This window comes from Neisseria elongata subsp. elongata (assembly GCF_900113545.1).
GTDB lineage: Bacteria > Pseudomonadota > Gammaproteobacteria > Burkholderiales > Neisseriaceae > Neisseria > Neisseria elongata.
Window position 1 is genome coordinate 32071 of record NZ_FOPS01000012.1, and the last position, 14518, is coordinate 46588.

Annotated in this window: 13 protein-coding genes and 1 rRNA gene; 6 read left to right on the forward strand and 8 right to left on the reverse strand. The window is 50.3% G+C overall.

All coding sequences use genetic code 11. The features are described from left to right. Nucleotides 1–7 precede the first annotated feature (7 nt). The 4 genes from BM261_RS10390 to BM261_RS10405 all read right to left on the reverse strand — a co-directional run bounded on the left by BM261_RS10390 (nt 8) and on the right by BM261_RS10405 (nt 3004). The gene (locus BM261_RS10390; RefSeq protein WP_074898002.1) at nt 8–754 is read right to left on the reverse strand and encodes an electron transfer flavoprotein subunit beta/FixA family protein; all 747 of its coding nucleotides are present in this window, start codon (nt 752–754) and stop codon (nt 8–10) included. A 237-nt stretch (nt 755–991) separates the two neighbouring features. Next, a complete protein-coding gene (locus tag BM261_RS12545) occupies nt 992–1270 on the reverse strand; it encodes a hypothetical protein (protein ID WP_143095776.1) in 279 nt (92 codons plus the stop codon). A gap of 70 nt (nt 1271–1340) precedes the next feature. Continuing rightward, a complete protein-coding gene (waaC, locus tag BM261_RS10400; RefSeq protein WP_074898007.1) occupies nt 1341–2309 on the reverse strand; it encodes a lipopolysaccharide heptosyltransferase I in 969 nt (322 codons plus the stop codon). Nucleotides 2310–2365: 56 nt separating this feature from the next. Next, nucleotides 2366–3004: a nicotinamidase gene (locus tag BM261_RS10405; protein ID WP_074898010.1), complete on the reverse strand. Its 639-nt coding sequence runs from the start codon at nt 3002–3004 to the stop codon at nt 2366–2368. A 100-nt stretch (nt 3005–3104) separates the two neighbouring features. On the opposite strand from BM261_RS10405, the gene tsaA reads away from it, so the two are divergent. Next, nucleotides 3105–3785 carry a tRNA (N6-threonylcarbamoyladenosine(37)-N6)-methyltransferase TrmO gene (tsaA, locus tag BM261_RS10410; RefSeq protein ID WP_074898012.1) on the forward strand — a complete coding sequence of 227 codons (681 nt, stop codon included), beginning with the start codon at nt 3105–3107 and terminating at the stop codon, nt 3783–3785. A gap of 66 nt (nt 3786–3851) precedes the next feature. Here the strand turns inward: tsaA and ubiG are convergent, their stop codons facing one another. Both ubiG and gap read right to left on the reverse strand, forming a co-directional pair. Then, nucleotides 3852–4571: a bifunctional 2-polyprenyl-6-hydroxyphenol methylase/3-demethylubiquinol 3-O-methyltransferase UbiG gene (ubiG, locus tag BM261_RS10415; protein WP_074898014.1), complete on the reverse strand. Its 720-nt coding sequence runs from the start codon at nt 4569–4571 to the stop codon at nt 3852–3854. Between the two features lie 148 nt (nt 4572–4719). Continuing rightward, nucleotides 4720–5727 (reverse strand): type I glyceraldehyde-3-phosphate dehydrogenase, encoded by a 1008-nt coding sequence (gene gap, locus BM261_RS10420; protein WP_074898016.1) that lies wholly within the window; start codon nt 5725–5727, stop codon nt 4720–4722. A 448-nt stretch (nt 5728–6175) separates the two neighbouring features. Between gap and lpxC the strand changes: the two genes are divergently transcribed. The 4 genes from lpxC (at nt 6176) to BM261_RS10445 (ending at nt 10644) form a co-directional block, all read left to right on the forward strand. Continuing rightward, nucleotides 6176–7096: a UDP-3-O-acyl-N-acetylglucosamine deacetylase gene (gene lpxC / locus BM261_RS10425; protein WP_074898018.1), complete on the forward strand. Its 921-nt coding sequence runs from the start codon at nt 6176–6178 to the stop codon at nt 7094–7096. Between the two features lie 363 nt (nt 7097–7459). Then, nucleotides 7460–8908, forward strand: coding sequence for a decarboxylating NADP(+)-dependent phosphogluconate dehydrogenase (gene gnd / locus BM261_RS10430; protein ID WP_074898020.1), 1449 nt, complete (start codon nt 7460–7462; stop codon nt 8906–8908). 14 nt (nt 8909–8922) lie between these two features. Further along, nucleotides 8923–10074, forward strand: coding sequence for a hypothetical protein (locus BM261_RS10435; RefSeq protein WP_074898023.1), 1152 nt, complete (start codon nt 8923–8925; stop codon nt 10072–10074). A gap of 396 nt (nt 10075–10470) precedes the next feature. Beyond that, nucleotides 10471–10644: a YegP family protein gene (locus BM261_RS10445; RefSeq protein ID WP_049249192.1), complete on the forward strand. Its 174-nt coding sequence runs from the start codon at nt 10471–10473 to the stop codon at nt 10642–10644. 160 nt (nt 10645–10804) lie between these two features. Here the strand turns inward: BM261_RS10445 and BM261_RS10450 are convergent, their stop codons facing one another. Continuing rightward, on the reverse strand, nt 10805–11251 hold the full coding sequence (locus tag BM261_RS10450; protein WP_074898029.1) for a phage tail protein: 447 nt from the start codon (nt 11249–11251) through the stop codon (nt 10805–10807). 115 nt (nt 11252–11366) lie between these two features. Further along, nucleotides 11367–13952, reverse strand: coding sequence for a DNA mismatch repair protein MutS (gene mutS / locus BM261_RS10455; protein ID WP_074898032.1), 2586 nt, complete (start codon nt 13950–13952; stop codon nt 11367–11369). Nucleotides 13953–14308: 356 nt separating this feature from the next. Between mutS and BM261_RS10460 the strand changes: the two genes are divergently transcribed. After that, nucleotides 14309–14518 (forward strand): 16S ribosomal RNA (locus BM261_RS10460); the annotation flags it as partial.

Sequence of the window (14518 nt, forward strand, 5' to 3'; positions counted from 1 at the left end):
TTTCTCCTTAAATCACTTTGGCAGCTTTGAGTTTTTCTACCAATTCAGCCACACTGCCGACTTTTTCGCCGGCCTTCCGCACTTTCGGTTCGGCGTAGGACACCGCCTGCATACGGGGTGCCGTATTTACACCTAATTCTTCGGGCGTGGATTTTTCCAACGGTTTTTTCTTAGCCTGCATAATCTGCGGCAGTTTGACGTAACGCGGTTCATTCAGGCGCAAATCCGCACTGATAACGGCAGGCAGTTTCAGGGCGACCGTTTCCATTCCCCCGTCGATTTCACGCGTTACCACGGCTTCACCGCCGTCAATTTCCAATTTTCCGGCAAATGTACCTTGCGGCGCATTCATCAGAGCAGCCAGCATTTGGGCGGTTTGATTGGCATCGTCATCTATCGCCTGTTTACCCAACAGCAGGATTTGCGGCTGCTCTTTGTCGGCCACAGCTTTGAGCAATTTGGCCACAGCCAGCGGTTCTAAAGCGGCTTCGGTTTCAACGTGGACGGCGCGGTCGGCACCCATGGCCAAAGCAGTGCGCAGGGTGTCTTCGCATTTTTTGCCGCCCAGCGACACGGCGACGATTTCACTTACTTTACCCGCCTCTTTAAGGCGTACGGCTTCTTCCACCGCAATTTCGTCAAACGGGTTCATCGACATTTTGACGTTGCCGATGTCCACGTCCGAGCCATCGGCCTTTACCCGCACTTTGACGTTGTAATCCACCACGCGCTTTACGGCGACCAGTGCTTTCATTGGAATTCCTTTCGACTATATTTTGAAGAAATTATTTTGATTTTTCGGATTGCCGAATCGAATGTTTTCACACACGGGTTTACACAAATCGCAGCCTTGTCCCTATTTGAAAATTTGCATTTTCTTCCGAACAAATCCCAGCCTTACGACCCGAACAAGGATAAGGTCCGCATAGGAAATTTTTGATAAAACCAAACATCGGCGCACAATCAATAAACTGTAATACCGTTAATTTTTTTAAATATCCGGCAATGTTTCCGACCAAACAATACAAAATGTACCGCCGCCGTATCCGGACTGCCAACCTGCTGTCAAAGCCTTGCGAATAGCGGCGGCAACTGTTTTAGGGCTAACAACGCTGTGAGGTACGTCATGCATAATGTCATATCGTGCGGCATTCATCTTAACGTGCAATAAACTGCCGCGTATATTTTCCTGCGCAACGGCAAAAGTAAGCGGTTCGGCATAATCAGCTTGCCCGCGCGAAGGCTTGCGGCGGATCACCCAACGATACACTGTGCCGTCTACAACAATTCGGCGGCTGCCTTTTTTTCGTTATCGACATTATTTGTTACTTCATCTGTTTTCAGACGGCCTCTTCCGCATTCATACCCTGCAACAATAATTTAAAAACGGATTCAGGTTCCGGCATTTGACCTACACCTCCGATATTGGCTGCTTTCGGCAACGATTGCACGCCGGTTTTTTCGGGGGCAGTGTCGGTATAAATACCGACCAAAGGCTTATCGAACGCATTGGCCAGATGCAGCAATCCGGTATCCACGCCGACCACACCGGCCGCATCCTGCAATAATTCTGCCGCCTGCATCAGATTCATTTTATCGCACACCCGAACATACGGCAGGCCGTCTGAAAGGCTCTCGGCACGGATTTTTTCCTTCTCACTGCCCCAAGGCAGGTATATCGTACCGCCGTCTCGTTCATGCATCAGCCGCATCAGCTCGCGCCAATATTGAGGCTGCCATAATTTGCTGTCGCGACTGGTGGCATGTAGGGCAACATAATACGGTTTTTCGGTTTTCAGACGGCCTTTCTCGGGAATTCGCGCACCGAAAATCAATTTTTCCGGCAATTCGTAACCGAATGCTTGGGCAAACAGACTGCGGTTGCGCCAAACGGCATCTCGGCCCTTAGGAACAGAAAACATCCGGTTGTACAAGCAGGCCGCCCAGCTTTCACGCGCACTGTATTTGTCCAGCCCCCACACCGGCGCACCGGCCATTTTTGCCGGCAGCGCACTTTTTATCAGGCTTTGGCTGTCCAACACCAAATCAAATTTTTCTTGCCGCAAATTGGCTTTCAGACGGCCTATTTCCTGCCAAGTTTCCCTTTTACCCAACTGTTTGCGCCATTGCCGCCAGCTTAGGGTATGGATTTTTTTCACAAAAGGATGCAGCCGTGCAATATCGGCAAACCCCGCTTCACACAACCAATGCAATTCGATATCGGGGCAGCAGAAGGATAAATCGTTTACCGCCGGCAAAGTGTGGATTAAATCGCCCATACTCGACAGGCGGACCAATAATACTTTCATTGCGTTATCGCCAGATTCCTTTTGCACCGCATTGGCCTGTTTCACGTGAAACAGAATCAAACTGATGATTTCAAATAATCTTTTATTTTTTCAGCATTCGGCAACACGATTGCTCCGGCTGCCTGCATTTCGTGCCAAGCTTGTTCAACCGTTTCTTCGGCAATGCCGCGGCAGGCCGCCGCATTCACGATAACCTGCCAATCTCCGCTGCGGCAAAGCTGCAATACCGTATATTTAACACAATAATCGGTGGCCAAACCACCTACCAGAACTGTCTCCGCACCCTTTGCCGTCAGCCATTCGATTAGGCCTGTACTCAACCTTTCTTCGATATCGTGATAACACGCGCCGTAAGGGTGCAATTCAGGATCTACCCCCTTCCATACGCAATAATCATACCCATGATAATCAGGAAGGCCATTTAATAAATCGAACCCTTCACTGCCGACAATCGCATGGGAAACCCACGTCAAATCAGCGTTTGCCAAACCTGTCGGTTTCAACATATCCACAGGGTTATCCACAAGCCAGCGGGCATTCGGGCTGTGTGCGTCTTTCGTCATTACACGCAAATCGGCCAACTCGGCCTGCGCGTTCAACTCCGCGGCAATAGTGTCCCCGCCGGCCACCGGCAATTCGGCCGGACAAAGCGGGGTAAAGGTTTTCTGTGCATCAACATCAATTGAAACAATCATGGCGCTATTTTCCCATCGGCCGCAAACAGAGCGGCATTATAACAAAAGCACCGCCGCACCGTGCTACAATCCGCACAACTTACCAACATAGTTATCCACAATGCGGTATACCATAGAAACCATAGGCCGCGTACATTCGCCCTATACGCAGAAATTCGGCATCGCCCGCCAACCCGGGCTGGTGCCGTCGGCGGAAATCGTCATCGAATTGAAGCCCGAATTTACCGCCGATTCCGTACGCGGTTTGGAAGGTTTCGGCTACATCTGGCTGCATTTTATCTTTCACGGCGTACTCGGCAAAGGCTGGTCGCCCATGGTGCGGCCGCCGCGTTTGGGCGGAAAACGGAAAATGGGTGTGTTTGCCACCCGCAGCCCGCACCGTCCCAACCATCTCGGCTTGTCGTTGTTGAAACTGGAAGGCATAGAATGCGGCAGCGGCGGCGTAAAAATCCGCTGCAGCGGCGCAGATTTGCTGGACGGTACGCCAGTTATCGACATTAAACCTTATATTCCATTTGTCGAAGCCCGCCCCGACGCGGCTGCCGGTTTTGCCACCGAATCCCCTCCGTTGCTGGATATTGTTTGGCAGACTGAGGCGGACGGCCTTTCAGACGGCCTGAAAACCCTGATTGAACAATCCGTCGCTCAAGACCCGCGCCCGGCCTATCAAGACATCGCCGAACGGATTTATGTGATGGAAATTGCCGGTTGGGAAGTAAAATTTAGGATTGAAGGGCAAACCGCCGCTATCATTCAAATCAAACCAATCGAAGCAATTTGAATTTGAGGCCGTCTGAAACGATATTTTCAGACGGCCTCAAATCCATTCGGAAGAAAAGATTTCAAACTATGCCAACCGGCAGGCAACCATATAATTAACATCTACTTTATCGCTGAGCAAATAATGTTTCAGCAGCGGGTTGTAAGTCAAACCCTTGCTGTCGGCAATATCCAGCCCGGCTTGGCGGCACATGCGCGCCAATTCGGCGGGCGTGATGAACTTCTGCCAGTCGTGCGTACCTTTGGGCACCAGCTTCAAAATATATTCCGCCCCCAAAATGGCATGCAGATAAGATTTCGGGTTACGGTTGATGGTGGAAAAAAACACCATGCCGCCCGGTTTGGCCAAACGGGCGCAAGAACGGATGATGGCGGCAGGATCGGGCACATGCTCCATCATTTCCATGCAGGTAACGACGTCGTAAGCCTGAGGGGTTTCGGCCGCCAAATCTTCCACGCTGACGCAGCGGTAGGCAATATTGTCCAACTGCCTCATTTTTGCATGGTTTTCGGCGGTTTGCAGCGATTTTTCCGCCAAATCGATACCCAAGACCTCCGCCGCGCCTCGGTCGGCCATGCTTTCGCTCAAGATGCCGCCGCCGCAGCCGACATCCAGCACTTTCTTGCCCGCCAAACCGGCAAAGCGGTCGATATAGTCCAAACGGATGGGGTTGATGTCGTGCAGCGGCTTGAATTCGCTCTCTTTATCCCACCATTTGTCGGCCAGGCGGCTGAATTTGTCGATTTCTTCGTTGTCCACATTCGGCTGTTGCTCGGTTTGATTCATTGGATTCTCCGTTTTTCAGGTCGGCGGCATTGTACCCGAAACACCGCCTGCCGTATTTGTCTTTCAGACGGCCTGATGCCTGCCGCAGAAAACCAAAAGGCCGTCTGAAAACCTTTTTCAGACGGCCCAAACAATCACTGACACCGGATTAGGCGTTCAAACCCGCCCAATAAACCAATGTACGGATAAGCTGGCAGGCGTAAGACATTTCGTTGTCGTACCACGATACGGTCTTCACCAACTGATTATTTCCGCTGCCGATAACGCGGGTTTGCGTGGCATCAAACAGCGAACCGGCCTGCAAACCGATAACGTCGGAAGAAACAATCGGATCTTCCGTGTAGGCAAAGGCTTCGCTTTCGGCAGCCTTCATCGCAGCATTGATTTCCTCAACCGTTACTTCACGCGACAAGACCGAAACCAATTCGGTCAGCGAGCCGGTGGCGACGGGTACGCGCTGCGCCGAGCCGTCGAGTTTGCCTGCCAGCGCCGGAATCACCAGGCCGATGGCTTTGGCCGCACCGGTGGTATTTGGCACAATGTTCAAAGCGGCGGCGCGGGCGCGGCGGAAATCGTTTTTCCGATGCGGCGCGTCCAAAGTATTCTGGTCGCCGGTGTAGGCATGAACGGTGGTCATAAAGCCCTGAACCACGCCAAATTCACGTTGCAATACGTTGGCCATCGGCGCCAGACAGTTGGTGGTGCAGGAAGCGGCGGAAACCACTTCTTCGCTGCCGTCCAAAATCTGATGGTTCACGCCGAAAACGACGGTTTTGACATCATTGCCGCCCGGGGCTGAAATCATTACCTTCTTCGCGCCCGCCCGAATATGGGCCTGCGCTTTTTCTTTTTTGGCAAAAAATCCGGTGCATTCCAAAACCACGTCTATGCCGAGTTCGCCCCACGGCAGTTCTTCGGGATTCGGATTGGAAAATACTTTGATTTCTTTGCCGTTTACCGCGATATTTCCGTTTTTCAATTCCGCTTTTCCGCCAAATCTGCCTTGTGTGCTGTCGTATTTGAACAGATGCAGCAGCATGTCTGCCGGTGTCAGGTCATTGATTGCCGCTACTTCGATGCCCGGTGTTTCGCTGATAAGGCGCAAAGCCAGTCTGCCGATGCGTCCGAAACCGTTGATTGCCACTTTGATAGCCATGTCTCACTCCTTGTCTTCAATATTTTGATGTAAAGAAATATCGCCGGTCCGTTTTATCACATTCGGCACGGACTACCTAAGATTACCTGTTATTTTTTGCCGATTTGTCGTAAAAAGATACTAAATAATATGAAAATATAAATTGATGATGCGGATGAATACTGAAATTTATTGTGGATAACAAAAATTATCTATTTATTTCATAGCACTATATCAATTTCAAATAGGTGGATAACGCTAATTTTTCTTTTTTGAATACTGTGGGTATTTTTTCAGACGGCCTCCATATCTGTGGACAAAACCAGATTGTGGATATTTTTCGGCAGCGGTTGTCCACATCAGGCTAAGGCCGTCTGAAAGATTGGGAAAATTTATGGAATACCTGCTGCCGATATCGTATTTTTACCGTATGATGACGCGGCATGATTAGGATTGGAAAGGAAGCAATATGCGGCAGAGAACTTTGGTAAAATCGGTCAGTGCGACGGGCGTCGGCCTGCATTCGGGCGAACGGGTGATATTGACCCTGCATCCGGCAAAAGAAAACGAAGGCATCATGTTCCGTCGCAGCGATTTATCGGGCGAACAAGGCGAAATCATCCGTTTGTCGCCCTATCTGATCAACGACACCCGCCTTTCGTCCACCATCGTAACCGAACAAGGCGTGCGGGTCGGCACCATCGAACACATCATGTCCGCCCTTGCGGCCTACGGCGTGGACAATGTCTTAATCGAGCTCAATGCGCCGGAAATTCCGATTATGGACGGCTCCAGCCTGCCTTTCCTCTACCTTCTGCAAGATGCCGGTATTGTCGATCAGAAGGCGCAAAAGCGTTTCTTGAAAATCATCAAACCGGTGGAAGTAAAGGCCGACGGCAAATGGGTGAAATTCACTCCGCACAACGGCTTTAAAGTAACGCTGACCATCGAATTCGACCATCCCGTATTCAATTGCAGCCCGCCGACTTTCGAAATCGACTTTGCCGGCCAATCGTATGTGGACGAAATCGCCCGTGCCCGCACTTTCGGTTTCATGCAGGAAGTGGAAATGATGCGGTCGCATAATTTGGGTTTGGGCGGCAATCTGTCCAACGCCATCGTTATTGATGACAACGACGTGCTTAATCCCGAAGGCCTGCGCTATCCCGACGAATTCGTGCGCCATAAAATCCTTGATGCCATCGGCGATTTATATATCGTCGGCCACCCAATTATCGGCGCGTTTGAAGGTTACAAATCCGGTCATGCCATCAATAATGCCCTGTTGCGGGCAGTATTGGCCGACGAAACCGCCTATCAGTGGGTGGAATTTCCCGACGACAGCCTGATTCCGCCCTCATTCTTTCAAATTAACGGACAAGCAGCCTGAAAAGTGGGAAAAAATCGGGTTTATCCACAGAAAACTGAGGCCGTCTGAAAACAGTCCACAATCATCCCTGCGTAAACAGAATGGTTGCCGACAGCTTTTCAGAAGGCCTAATCACTTGAAAAAGAAAACATAAAACAGCTTATCCACAGATAATTTAACGGTTTAACAAAACAATCTGTTTATATAAAAGCATATTAAAGTACAAATAACGGCAAACAAAACAAAACCGTAAAAATGGGACTTTGTTATAAAATTTCATAAAAACAGTATAAAAATCAAAGCGAACAACCAAAAATCATAGCAGGAACAGCAGCAATCGGGTAAAGTTACGCCATTTTCCAACCGAATTTTGAAGGACACCTGATGAAAGGCGACATCGGCGTAATTGGTTTGGCCGTAATGGGACAAAACCTGATACTCAACATGAACGACAAAGGCTTCAAAGTAGTGGCCTACAACCGCACCGTTTCCAAAGTGGACGATTTTCTCAACGGCGCGGCAAAAAACACGAATATCATCGGTGCGTACAGCATTCCCGATTTGGTGGAAAAACTGGAAAAACCACGGAAAATTATGTTGATGGTTCGGGCTGGAACAGTAGTGGACGACTTTATCGCCCAATTGTTGCCACACCTTGAAGAAGGCGACATCATCATCGACGGCGGCAATGCGAATTTCCCCGATTCCACCCGCCGTACGCACGAACTGGCCGCCAAAGGCATACGCTTTATCGGTGCGGGCGTATCTGGTGGCGAAGAAGGCGCGCGCAACGGCCCGTCGATTATGCCCGGCGGCAGCGAAGAAGCCTGGCCGTTTGTCAAACCCATTTTGCAGGCCATTTCCGCCAAAACCCCGCAAGGCGAGCCCTGTTGCGACTGGGTCGGCCGCGACGGTGCGGGGCATTTCGTCAAAATGGTGCACAATGGTATCGAATACGGCGATATGCAGCTGATCTGCGAAGCCTATCAGTTTATGAAAGACGGCTTAGGCATGAGTGCCGACGAAATGCAGCAGACTTTTGCCGCATGGAATAAAACTGAGCTGAACAGTTATCTGATTGAAATTACTGCCGACATCCTTGCTTATAAAGATTCAGACGGCCTGCCTCTGGTAGACAAGATACTCGATACCGCCGGACAAAAAGGCACCGGCAAATGGACAGGCATCAACGCTTTGGATTTGGGCATTCCGCTGACTTTGATTTCCGAAGCCGTTTTCGCCCGCTGCGTTTCCGCCTTTAAGCAGCAGCGCGAAACTGCCGCCGCATTGTTCGGCCATACCGCCGAAACAGTGGCGGGAGACCGTACGGAATGGCTGGAAGCCCTCCGTCTGGCCTTGCTGGCATCCAAAATTATTTCTTACGCCCAAGGTTTTATGCTGATACGCGAGGCGGGCGAGGCCAACGGCTGGGAACTGAACTACGGCAACACCGCCTTGCTTTGGCGCGAAGGCTGCATCATCCGCAGTGCGTTCTTGGGCAATATCCGCGACGCTTATGAAGCCGATCCCGATTTGGTTTTCTTGGGCAGCGACCCTTATTTCAAAAATATCCTGCAAACCGCGCTGCCGTCTTGGCGCAAAGTGGCGGCCAAGGCCATCGAATGCGGCCTGCCCATGCCGTGCATGACTTCCGCGCTGACTTTTTTGGACGGCTACACCACAGCACGCCTGCCGGCCAATCTGTTGCAGGCGCAACGCGATTATTTCGGCGCGCACACTTACGAACGCACCGACAAACCGCGCGGCGAATTTTTCCATACCAATTGGACGGGTACCGGCGGCGATACGGCTTCGACAACTTATGATGTTTGAGGCCATCTGAAAACATGATTGCCGACGATAATCCGCGCCTGCCTTTTCTCAACCAAGTGCTTTCGGCCGTGCAAAAACTGCCTGATGCCGCCGTTTTGTCGCATTATTTTGCCGAATATACACCTTTGCCCGATATGAGCCTGTTGCTGACACATCCCGATTGTGATGGGCCTTTGGTTGTATCCGCTGTTTCCGTGCAAGGTGGCGATGTCGTTTTCCAACCGTTTCCCGCCGATGGCAAACCGCATTGGCGTTTGGATTGCGAAAGCGGTGAAATTTTTTACACCTGCGATTTGGATGAAGCGGTCGGTTTTGTGGAAGATTGGCTGGATTTTTGTCAAAGCACCCGTTTAATCAGGCAAGATTTGCCGTTGCGGGTTGCCGCCGAAGATTTGCCCCCGCCGTCTGCCGTTCTGCCACAGCAGCTTGTTTGGTCGGAAGGAACTCCGCCCGATATGGCGGATTGGCCTGCAGGGGATAAAGCTGCCTTGGCTGCCGATTATGCGGCTGCAGACAGGGAGCGTATCGCCGAAGGCTTTCCTCGCGACAAGCGCGGCAATGCGGCCAAAGGAAGTACGGTTGTTTTGGCGTGGTATGGCCCGCCGGTTGGCTATATGCGCCGTCGTCCGGCTTTGGTGGTACGTGCGGCGGCAAAAAATACGCTGGTTTTCGCGGCGGAAAAACTGATTGTGGAAAACCAGACTCATTGTTGGGCTGACGAACGATGGCGTTGGCACAGCGGTGAAGAATGGCCGTCTGAAAGTGTCCGCAACGGTACGGCAGGCGACGAGGAACGTGCCGCCCAAGCATCTGCCGCGTTGGCAGAAGGCCGTTTTGATGACGCGTTGGCTTTATACGGTATCGGTTGGGACAAATATTTGGCGCAAGTGCTGAACGGTTTGCCGCTGAATATGAGCGATGCTGTACACTGCGACGATTGGCGGGAAGAGTTGGTCCGGCTGATGGCCAATCTCGCTCCGTGGCGTTTGGCCAAAGCCGTATTGCAGGGAAAACGCCGCCCGCGCCTGCTGCTGTTTTCCGGCCAGCAACGTCAGAGTAAGGTTTGCGTGTTGTTGGAACGCGGCGGAGAAGGTTTGCGCTTGGTTGTGGATTACAGCGGCTCGAACGAACGTTTGCCGCAAAGCCGCTTTTTGCGGGAAATATGAGGCGTAGCGGACTTTAGTACATTTTGGAAAATCTTTGATGCTACCTACCTGCCCAAACTGCCCGTAGCATTTATTTTGTAAATCATGTTTTGATACATGATATCTTTACCTGTTTTAGTATCCAACGTATGTAAGAAATTCTGGCATTATGTCCATTCACGCTATACGGACATTCTTTAATACTTATTCAAAATTTAATCTACCTATACATTTTTTAATCTGAGAAATATTTACAGGTGCATAAATCTTTGTTAAAACCTTGCCGTCATATTGTGCATTTTTCGGGCAGTCAGAAATTTTACCAGTTCCATTAAGGTTGTCTGTCTGAATGTCCAATGACCGGGACTTGCCGTTAAAGCGGTAAGGGAATGTGTACTCATTCATAGGAGGAATCTTATGTATTTCGAAATTTATAAAGATGCAAAAGGTGAATACCGTTGGCGTTTGAAAGCGGCCAACCATCAGATTGTCGCGCAAAGCAGCGAAGGCTATACCACCAAACAAAACTGCCAGCACGCTGTCGATTTGGTTAAAAGCACCAATGCCGACACTCCTGTAAAAGAGGTATAAAAACCGCTTTTTTCCTTTTTTCGGCCCGCGCCAGACGCGGGCTTTTGTCAGTTTCCAACTAAGGCAATATGGAAACAAAACATGAATCAGGCCGTCTGAAGACTCCGATGATATGGTTTTCAGACGGCCTTTTTGGCTTCATGCTTTAATGATTATCTGCTTACGAACTGTAAGCTTTATGGATAATTTTGACGGTTTTGCCGCTTTTGACAAATTCAGTGTCGGCGGAAAAGGGTGAAGCGCAATCCGAACCACGGTATTGCATATTGACGCTGTTGGCGTTTTGACGGCGCAGTTTAAAAGACCATTCAAAAGTTTCGGGTTCGTTACCGCACTCTATTTTTTCTTTGGCATTCAGGGTCAAGTTTTTGCGCGGCAGGACGGACGGTACGGTTTTAGGGTAAGGTGCTTTATCGTTGTAACCTTGTTTCATAAAGGCCGCATAGGCTTGCTGCAGCGAGCCGGTGTAATCGCATTCGTAGCGGGTAACGATGGAATCGAGCTCCTGGTTGCCTGTGGGTTTCGGGCTTTCATGACAGGACAGGTTGCCGGCAAAAGCAGCTGGGGAGGCCAGAAGCAGGCAAAGCAGCAAAGGTTTAACAGACATCATAAGTTCCTTTAATTCGGTTTAACAGGACAGGCCGTCTGAAATCCAAATAAATTTCAAACAGCCTTATCTAAAAACAACGGCGCGATTATATATCCAACAATTTTTCTTGGCACTAAATTTCCCCATCCGCCAATTGCTTCAAACGATACAGTGCATCCAAGGCTTCGCGCGGGGACATCTCGTCAGGATGGATACTATCCAGCTCGGCAAATAATGCGGATGATTTTTCAGACGGCCTTTCGCCGTCTTGTGCCGAATCATCGGCAAAGTCCGGTTCAAAAGACGCGGAGCCGAAAAAATCCAGCTGCGGCCTTTGTTCGGCAGCCTGACTTTCCAAATTTTCCAAATACCTTTGGGCCGCTTTCAATGCCCGTGCGGGCAGTCCGGCGAGTTTGGCCACCGCGATGCCGTAACTCTTACTGGCGGGGCCTGCTTCGATATGGTGCAGGAAAACAATATCCCGCCCCTGTTCCAACGCGCTCAAATGCATATTTACCGCCGCTGGGTAACGTTCGGGTAGAGCAGTCAGCTCAAAATAATGTGTGGCGAACAAAGCGAACGAACCGTTTTTCAACAGCAAATGTTCCGCTATCGCATGTGCCAATGCCAAGCCGTCGAAAGTGGACGTGCCGCGCCCCACTTCGTCCATCAAAACCAGCGACTGCGGTGTGGCGTGATTCAAAATATAAGCCGTCTCACTCATTTCCACCATAAAAGTCGAACGGTTTGATGCCAAATCGTCCGATGCCCCGATGCGGGTGAAAACCTGATCGATAGGGCCGATTTTTGCCGCCGAAGCCGGAACGAAACTACCGGTGTGCGCCATCAGCACAATCAGCGCGACCTGTCGCATATAAGTCGATTTGCCGCCCATATTCGGGCCCGTGAGCAGCATCAGGCAGTGTTTGTCGTCCAAGCGCGTATGATTGACCGTAAAACGCTGCACTTGCTGTTCGACAACCGGATGCCGTCCGTCCGAAATCTCAATCACCGGGTAATCCGCAAATTCAGGGCAGACATAGCTGGCCTCTTCAGCCGTGGCGGCAAAACAGCACAACACATCTAATGTTGCGGCGGCTTTGGCTGCTTTCTGTAATAGCGGAAGCATGTCCTGCAACTCCCGTATCAGGCCTTCGTACAATTTTTTTTCCAAAGACAAAGCCTGCTCTTGTGCCGTCAGCACTTTATCTTCAAAAACCTTCAATTCGGGCGTGATAAAACGCTCGACATTTTTCAGTGTTTGGCGGCGTTGGTAATCGGCAGGTGCCTGTTCCGCCTGAACCTTAGACAATTCAATATAAAAACCGTGTACGCGGTTGAACTCCACCTTCAAAGTGGACAAACCCGTGCGTTCCCGTTCGCGCGCTTCTAAAGCCAGCAAAAATTCATCGCCGTGATTTTGAATATGGCGCAATTCGTCCAACTCGGCTGAAAACCCGCGATTGATTACCCCGCCGTCGCGAAGCCAAACAGAAGGCTCGGGCAAAACCGCCGCCGCCAGCCGTTCGGCTACCGCCACACTTTCCGGAAAAATGCCTTGTAACGTATCCAGTAAAGGCGAAGAAGGCAGTTTAATCTGTGCCAAAGCAAACAAACTGTCGCGCAAACCGCTCAAATCGCGTGGTCGTGCCGAACCGACCGCAATCCGTGCCGCAATCCGTTCAATGTCCGCAATGCCTTTCAGACGGCCTGTAATGTCATCGTTGTTACCAAACAAAGCCGATACCGCTTGCTGTCGTGCACGGATATGGCTTCTGTTACGCAGAGGATGATGCAGCCACAAAGCCAGCAGGCGGCTGCCCATATGTGTGGCACAGCGGTCGAGTACCGAAAATAACGTGGGCGACTTTTTGCCGCCCAAAGTTTGCGTAAGCTCCAAATTCCGCCGCGTGGCCGCATCCATGCCGATATATTGCTGCTCGCTTTCCAAACTTAAGCCGTCCAAATGGCGGGGCAGTTGCGACTGGGTCAGCTTGATATAATTCAACAATGCGCCGGCAGCACCGATGGCGGGCGCATGATTATCCATTTCCAAACCAAATCCGCGCAAGTCCTGGCAGCCGAAATAGCGCGTAATCAAGTCAAAACCACTGTCCGCATCAAACTGCCAATCATGCAGCCGCGTAACATTTGCTTGTGGCAGACCGATATTGAGGGCGGATTTATCATCCGGCACAAGGATTTCTGCCGCCTGCAAACGTGCCAACTCGTCAACCAACCTGTCCAGCGTCGTCATTCTGACCTTAAACTCGCCACTTTGCAGTGATGCCCAAGCAATCCCCAAACGTTTTTTTCTTATACAAACTGCTGCAATTCGGTTTGTTTCCTTATCTTCCAACAAAGCCGAATCCGTCAGGGTTCCCGGTGTAACAATCCGTACAACCTTTCGTTCCACAGGTCCTTTACTTGCGCCGACTTCGCCCACCTGCTCGCAAATCGCCACACTTTTTCCCAGTTTTACCAAGCGCGCCAAATACTGTTCCGCCGCATGATAAGGCACACCTGCCATCTTAATTGCCTCGCCGTCTATTTGACCGCGAGTCGTCAAAGTAATGTCCAGCAACTTGGCCGCTTCTACCGCGTCGTCAAAAAACAACTCGTAAAAATCGCCCATGCGGTAAAAAACCAATTTATCCAAATGGTCTGCTTTAATGCCCAAATATTGCTGCATCATAGGAGAAACGGCGGATTTGCTCATTTTCAGACGGCCTTATACTAAGAAAAAACAAAAGCCATTTTAGCAATTCGGGCGATGGATTAGGTGGGGAAATTTCGGTATGTGATTTTCAAACCAAAATTCAAAAATAAATTTCCATTACAAACAACAAGATTACAAAAATAAGTAAAAAAAATCCTAACAAGATTTGACACGAATTACTAGGTTCTGTATAGTTCGGCTCTTCGCTGCTTCCACAGCAATGCTCTTTAACAAACAGATTACCGATAAGTGTGAGTGCTTAGGCCTCACACTGTTTAGAAGACAGACAAGATGATGTTTTGAACATTATTCTGTCGGTTTCTTTGAAGCAGACCAGAAGTTATAAGTTAGAGATTGAACATAAGAGTTTGATCCTGGCTCAGATTGAACGCTGGCGGCATGCTTTACACATGCAAGTCGGACGGCAGCGGGGTAGTGCTTGCACTACTGCCGGCGAGTGGCGAACGGGTGAGTAATATATTGGAACGTACCGAGTAATGGGGGATAACCAATCGAAAGATTGGCTAATACCGCATACGCTCTGAGGAGGAAAGCAGGGGACCTTC

Coding starts and splice junctions, on each gene's coding strand:
- BM261_RS10390 (WP_074898002.1), bottom strand. CDS start 754: ATGAAAGCACTGGTCGCCGTAAAGCGCGTGGTGGATTACAACGTCAAA.
- waaC (WP_074898007.1), bottom strand. CDS start 2,309: ATGAAAGTATTATTGGTCCGCCTGTCGAGTATGGGCGATTTAATCCAC.
- BM261_RS10405 (WP_074898010.1), bottom strand. CDS start 3,004: ATGATTGTTTCAATTGATGTTGATGCACAGAAAACCTTTACCCCGCTT.
- tsaA (WP_074898012.1), top strand. CDS start 3,105: ATGCGGTATACCATAGAAACCATAGGCCGCGTACATTCGCCCTATACG.
- ubiG (WP_074898014.1), bottom strand. CDS start 4,571: ATGAATCAAACCGAGCAACAGCCGAATGTGGACAACGAAGAAATCGAC.
- gap (WP_074898016.1), bottom strand. CDS start 5,727: ATGGCTATCAAAGTGGCAATCAACGGTTTCGGACGCATCGGCAGACTG.
- lpxC (WP_074898018.1), top strand. CDS start 6,176: ATGCGGCAGAGAACTTTGGTAAAATCGGTCAGTGCGACGGGCGTCGGC.
- gnd (WP_074898020.1), top strand. CDS start 7,460: ATGAAAGGCGACATCGGCGTAATTGGTTTGGCCGTAATGGGACAAAAC.
- BM261_RS10435 (WP_074898023.1), top strand. CDS start 8,923: ATGATTGCCGACGATAATCCGCGCCTGCCTTTTCTCAACCAAGTGCTT.
- BM261_RS10445 (WP_049249192.1), top strand. CDS start 10,471: ATGTATTTCGAAATTTATAAAGATGCAAAAGGTGAATACCGTTGGCGT.
- BM261_RS10450 (WP_074898029.1), bottom strand. CDS start 11,251: ATGTCTGTTAAACCTTTGCTGCTTTGCCTGCTTCTGGCCTCCCCAGCT.
- mutS (WP_074898032.1), bottom strand. CDS start 13,952: ATGAGCAAATCCGCCGTTTCTCCTATGATGCAGCAATATTTGGGCATT.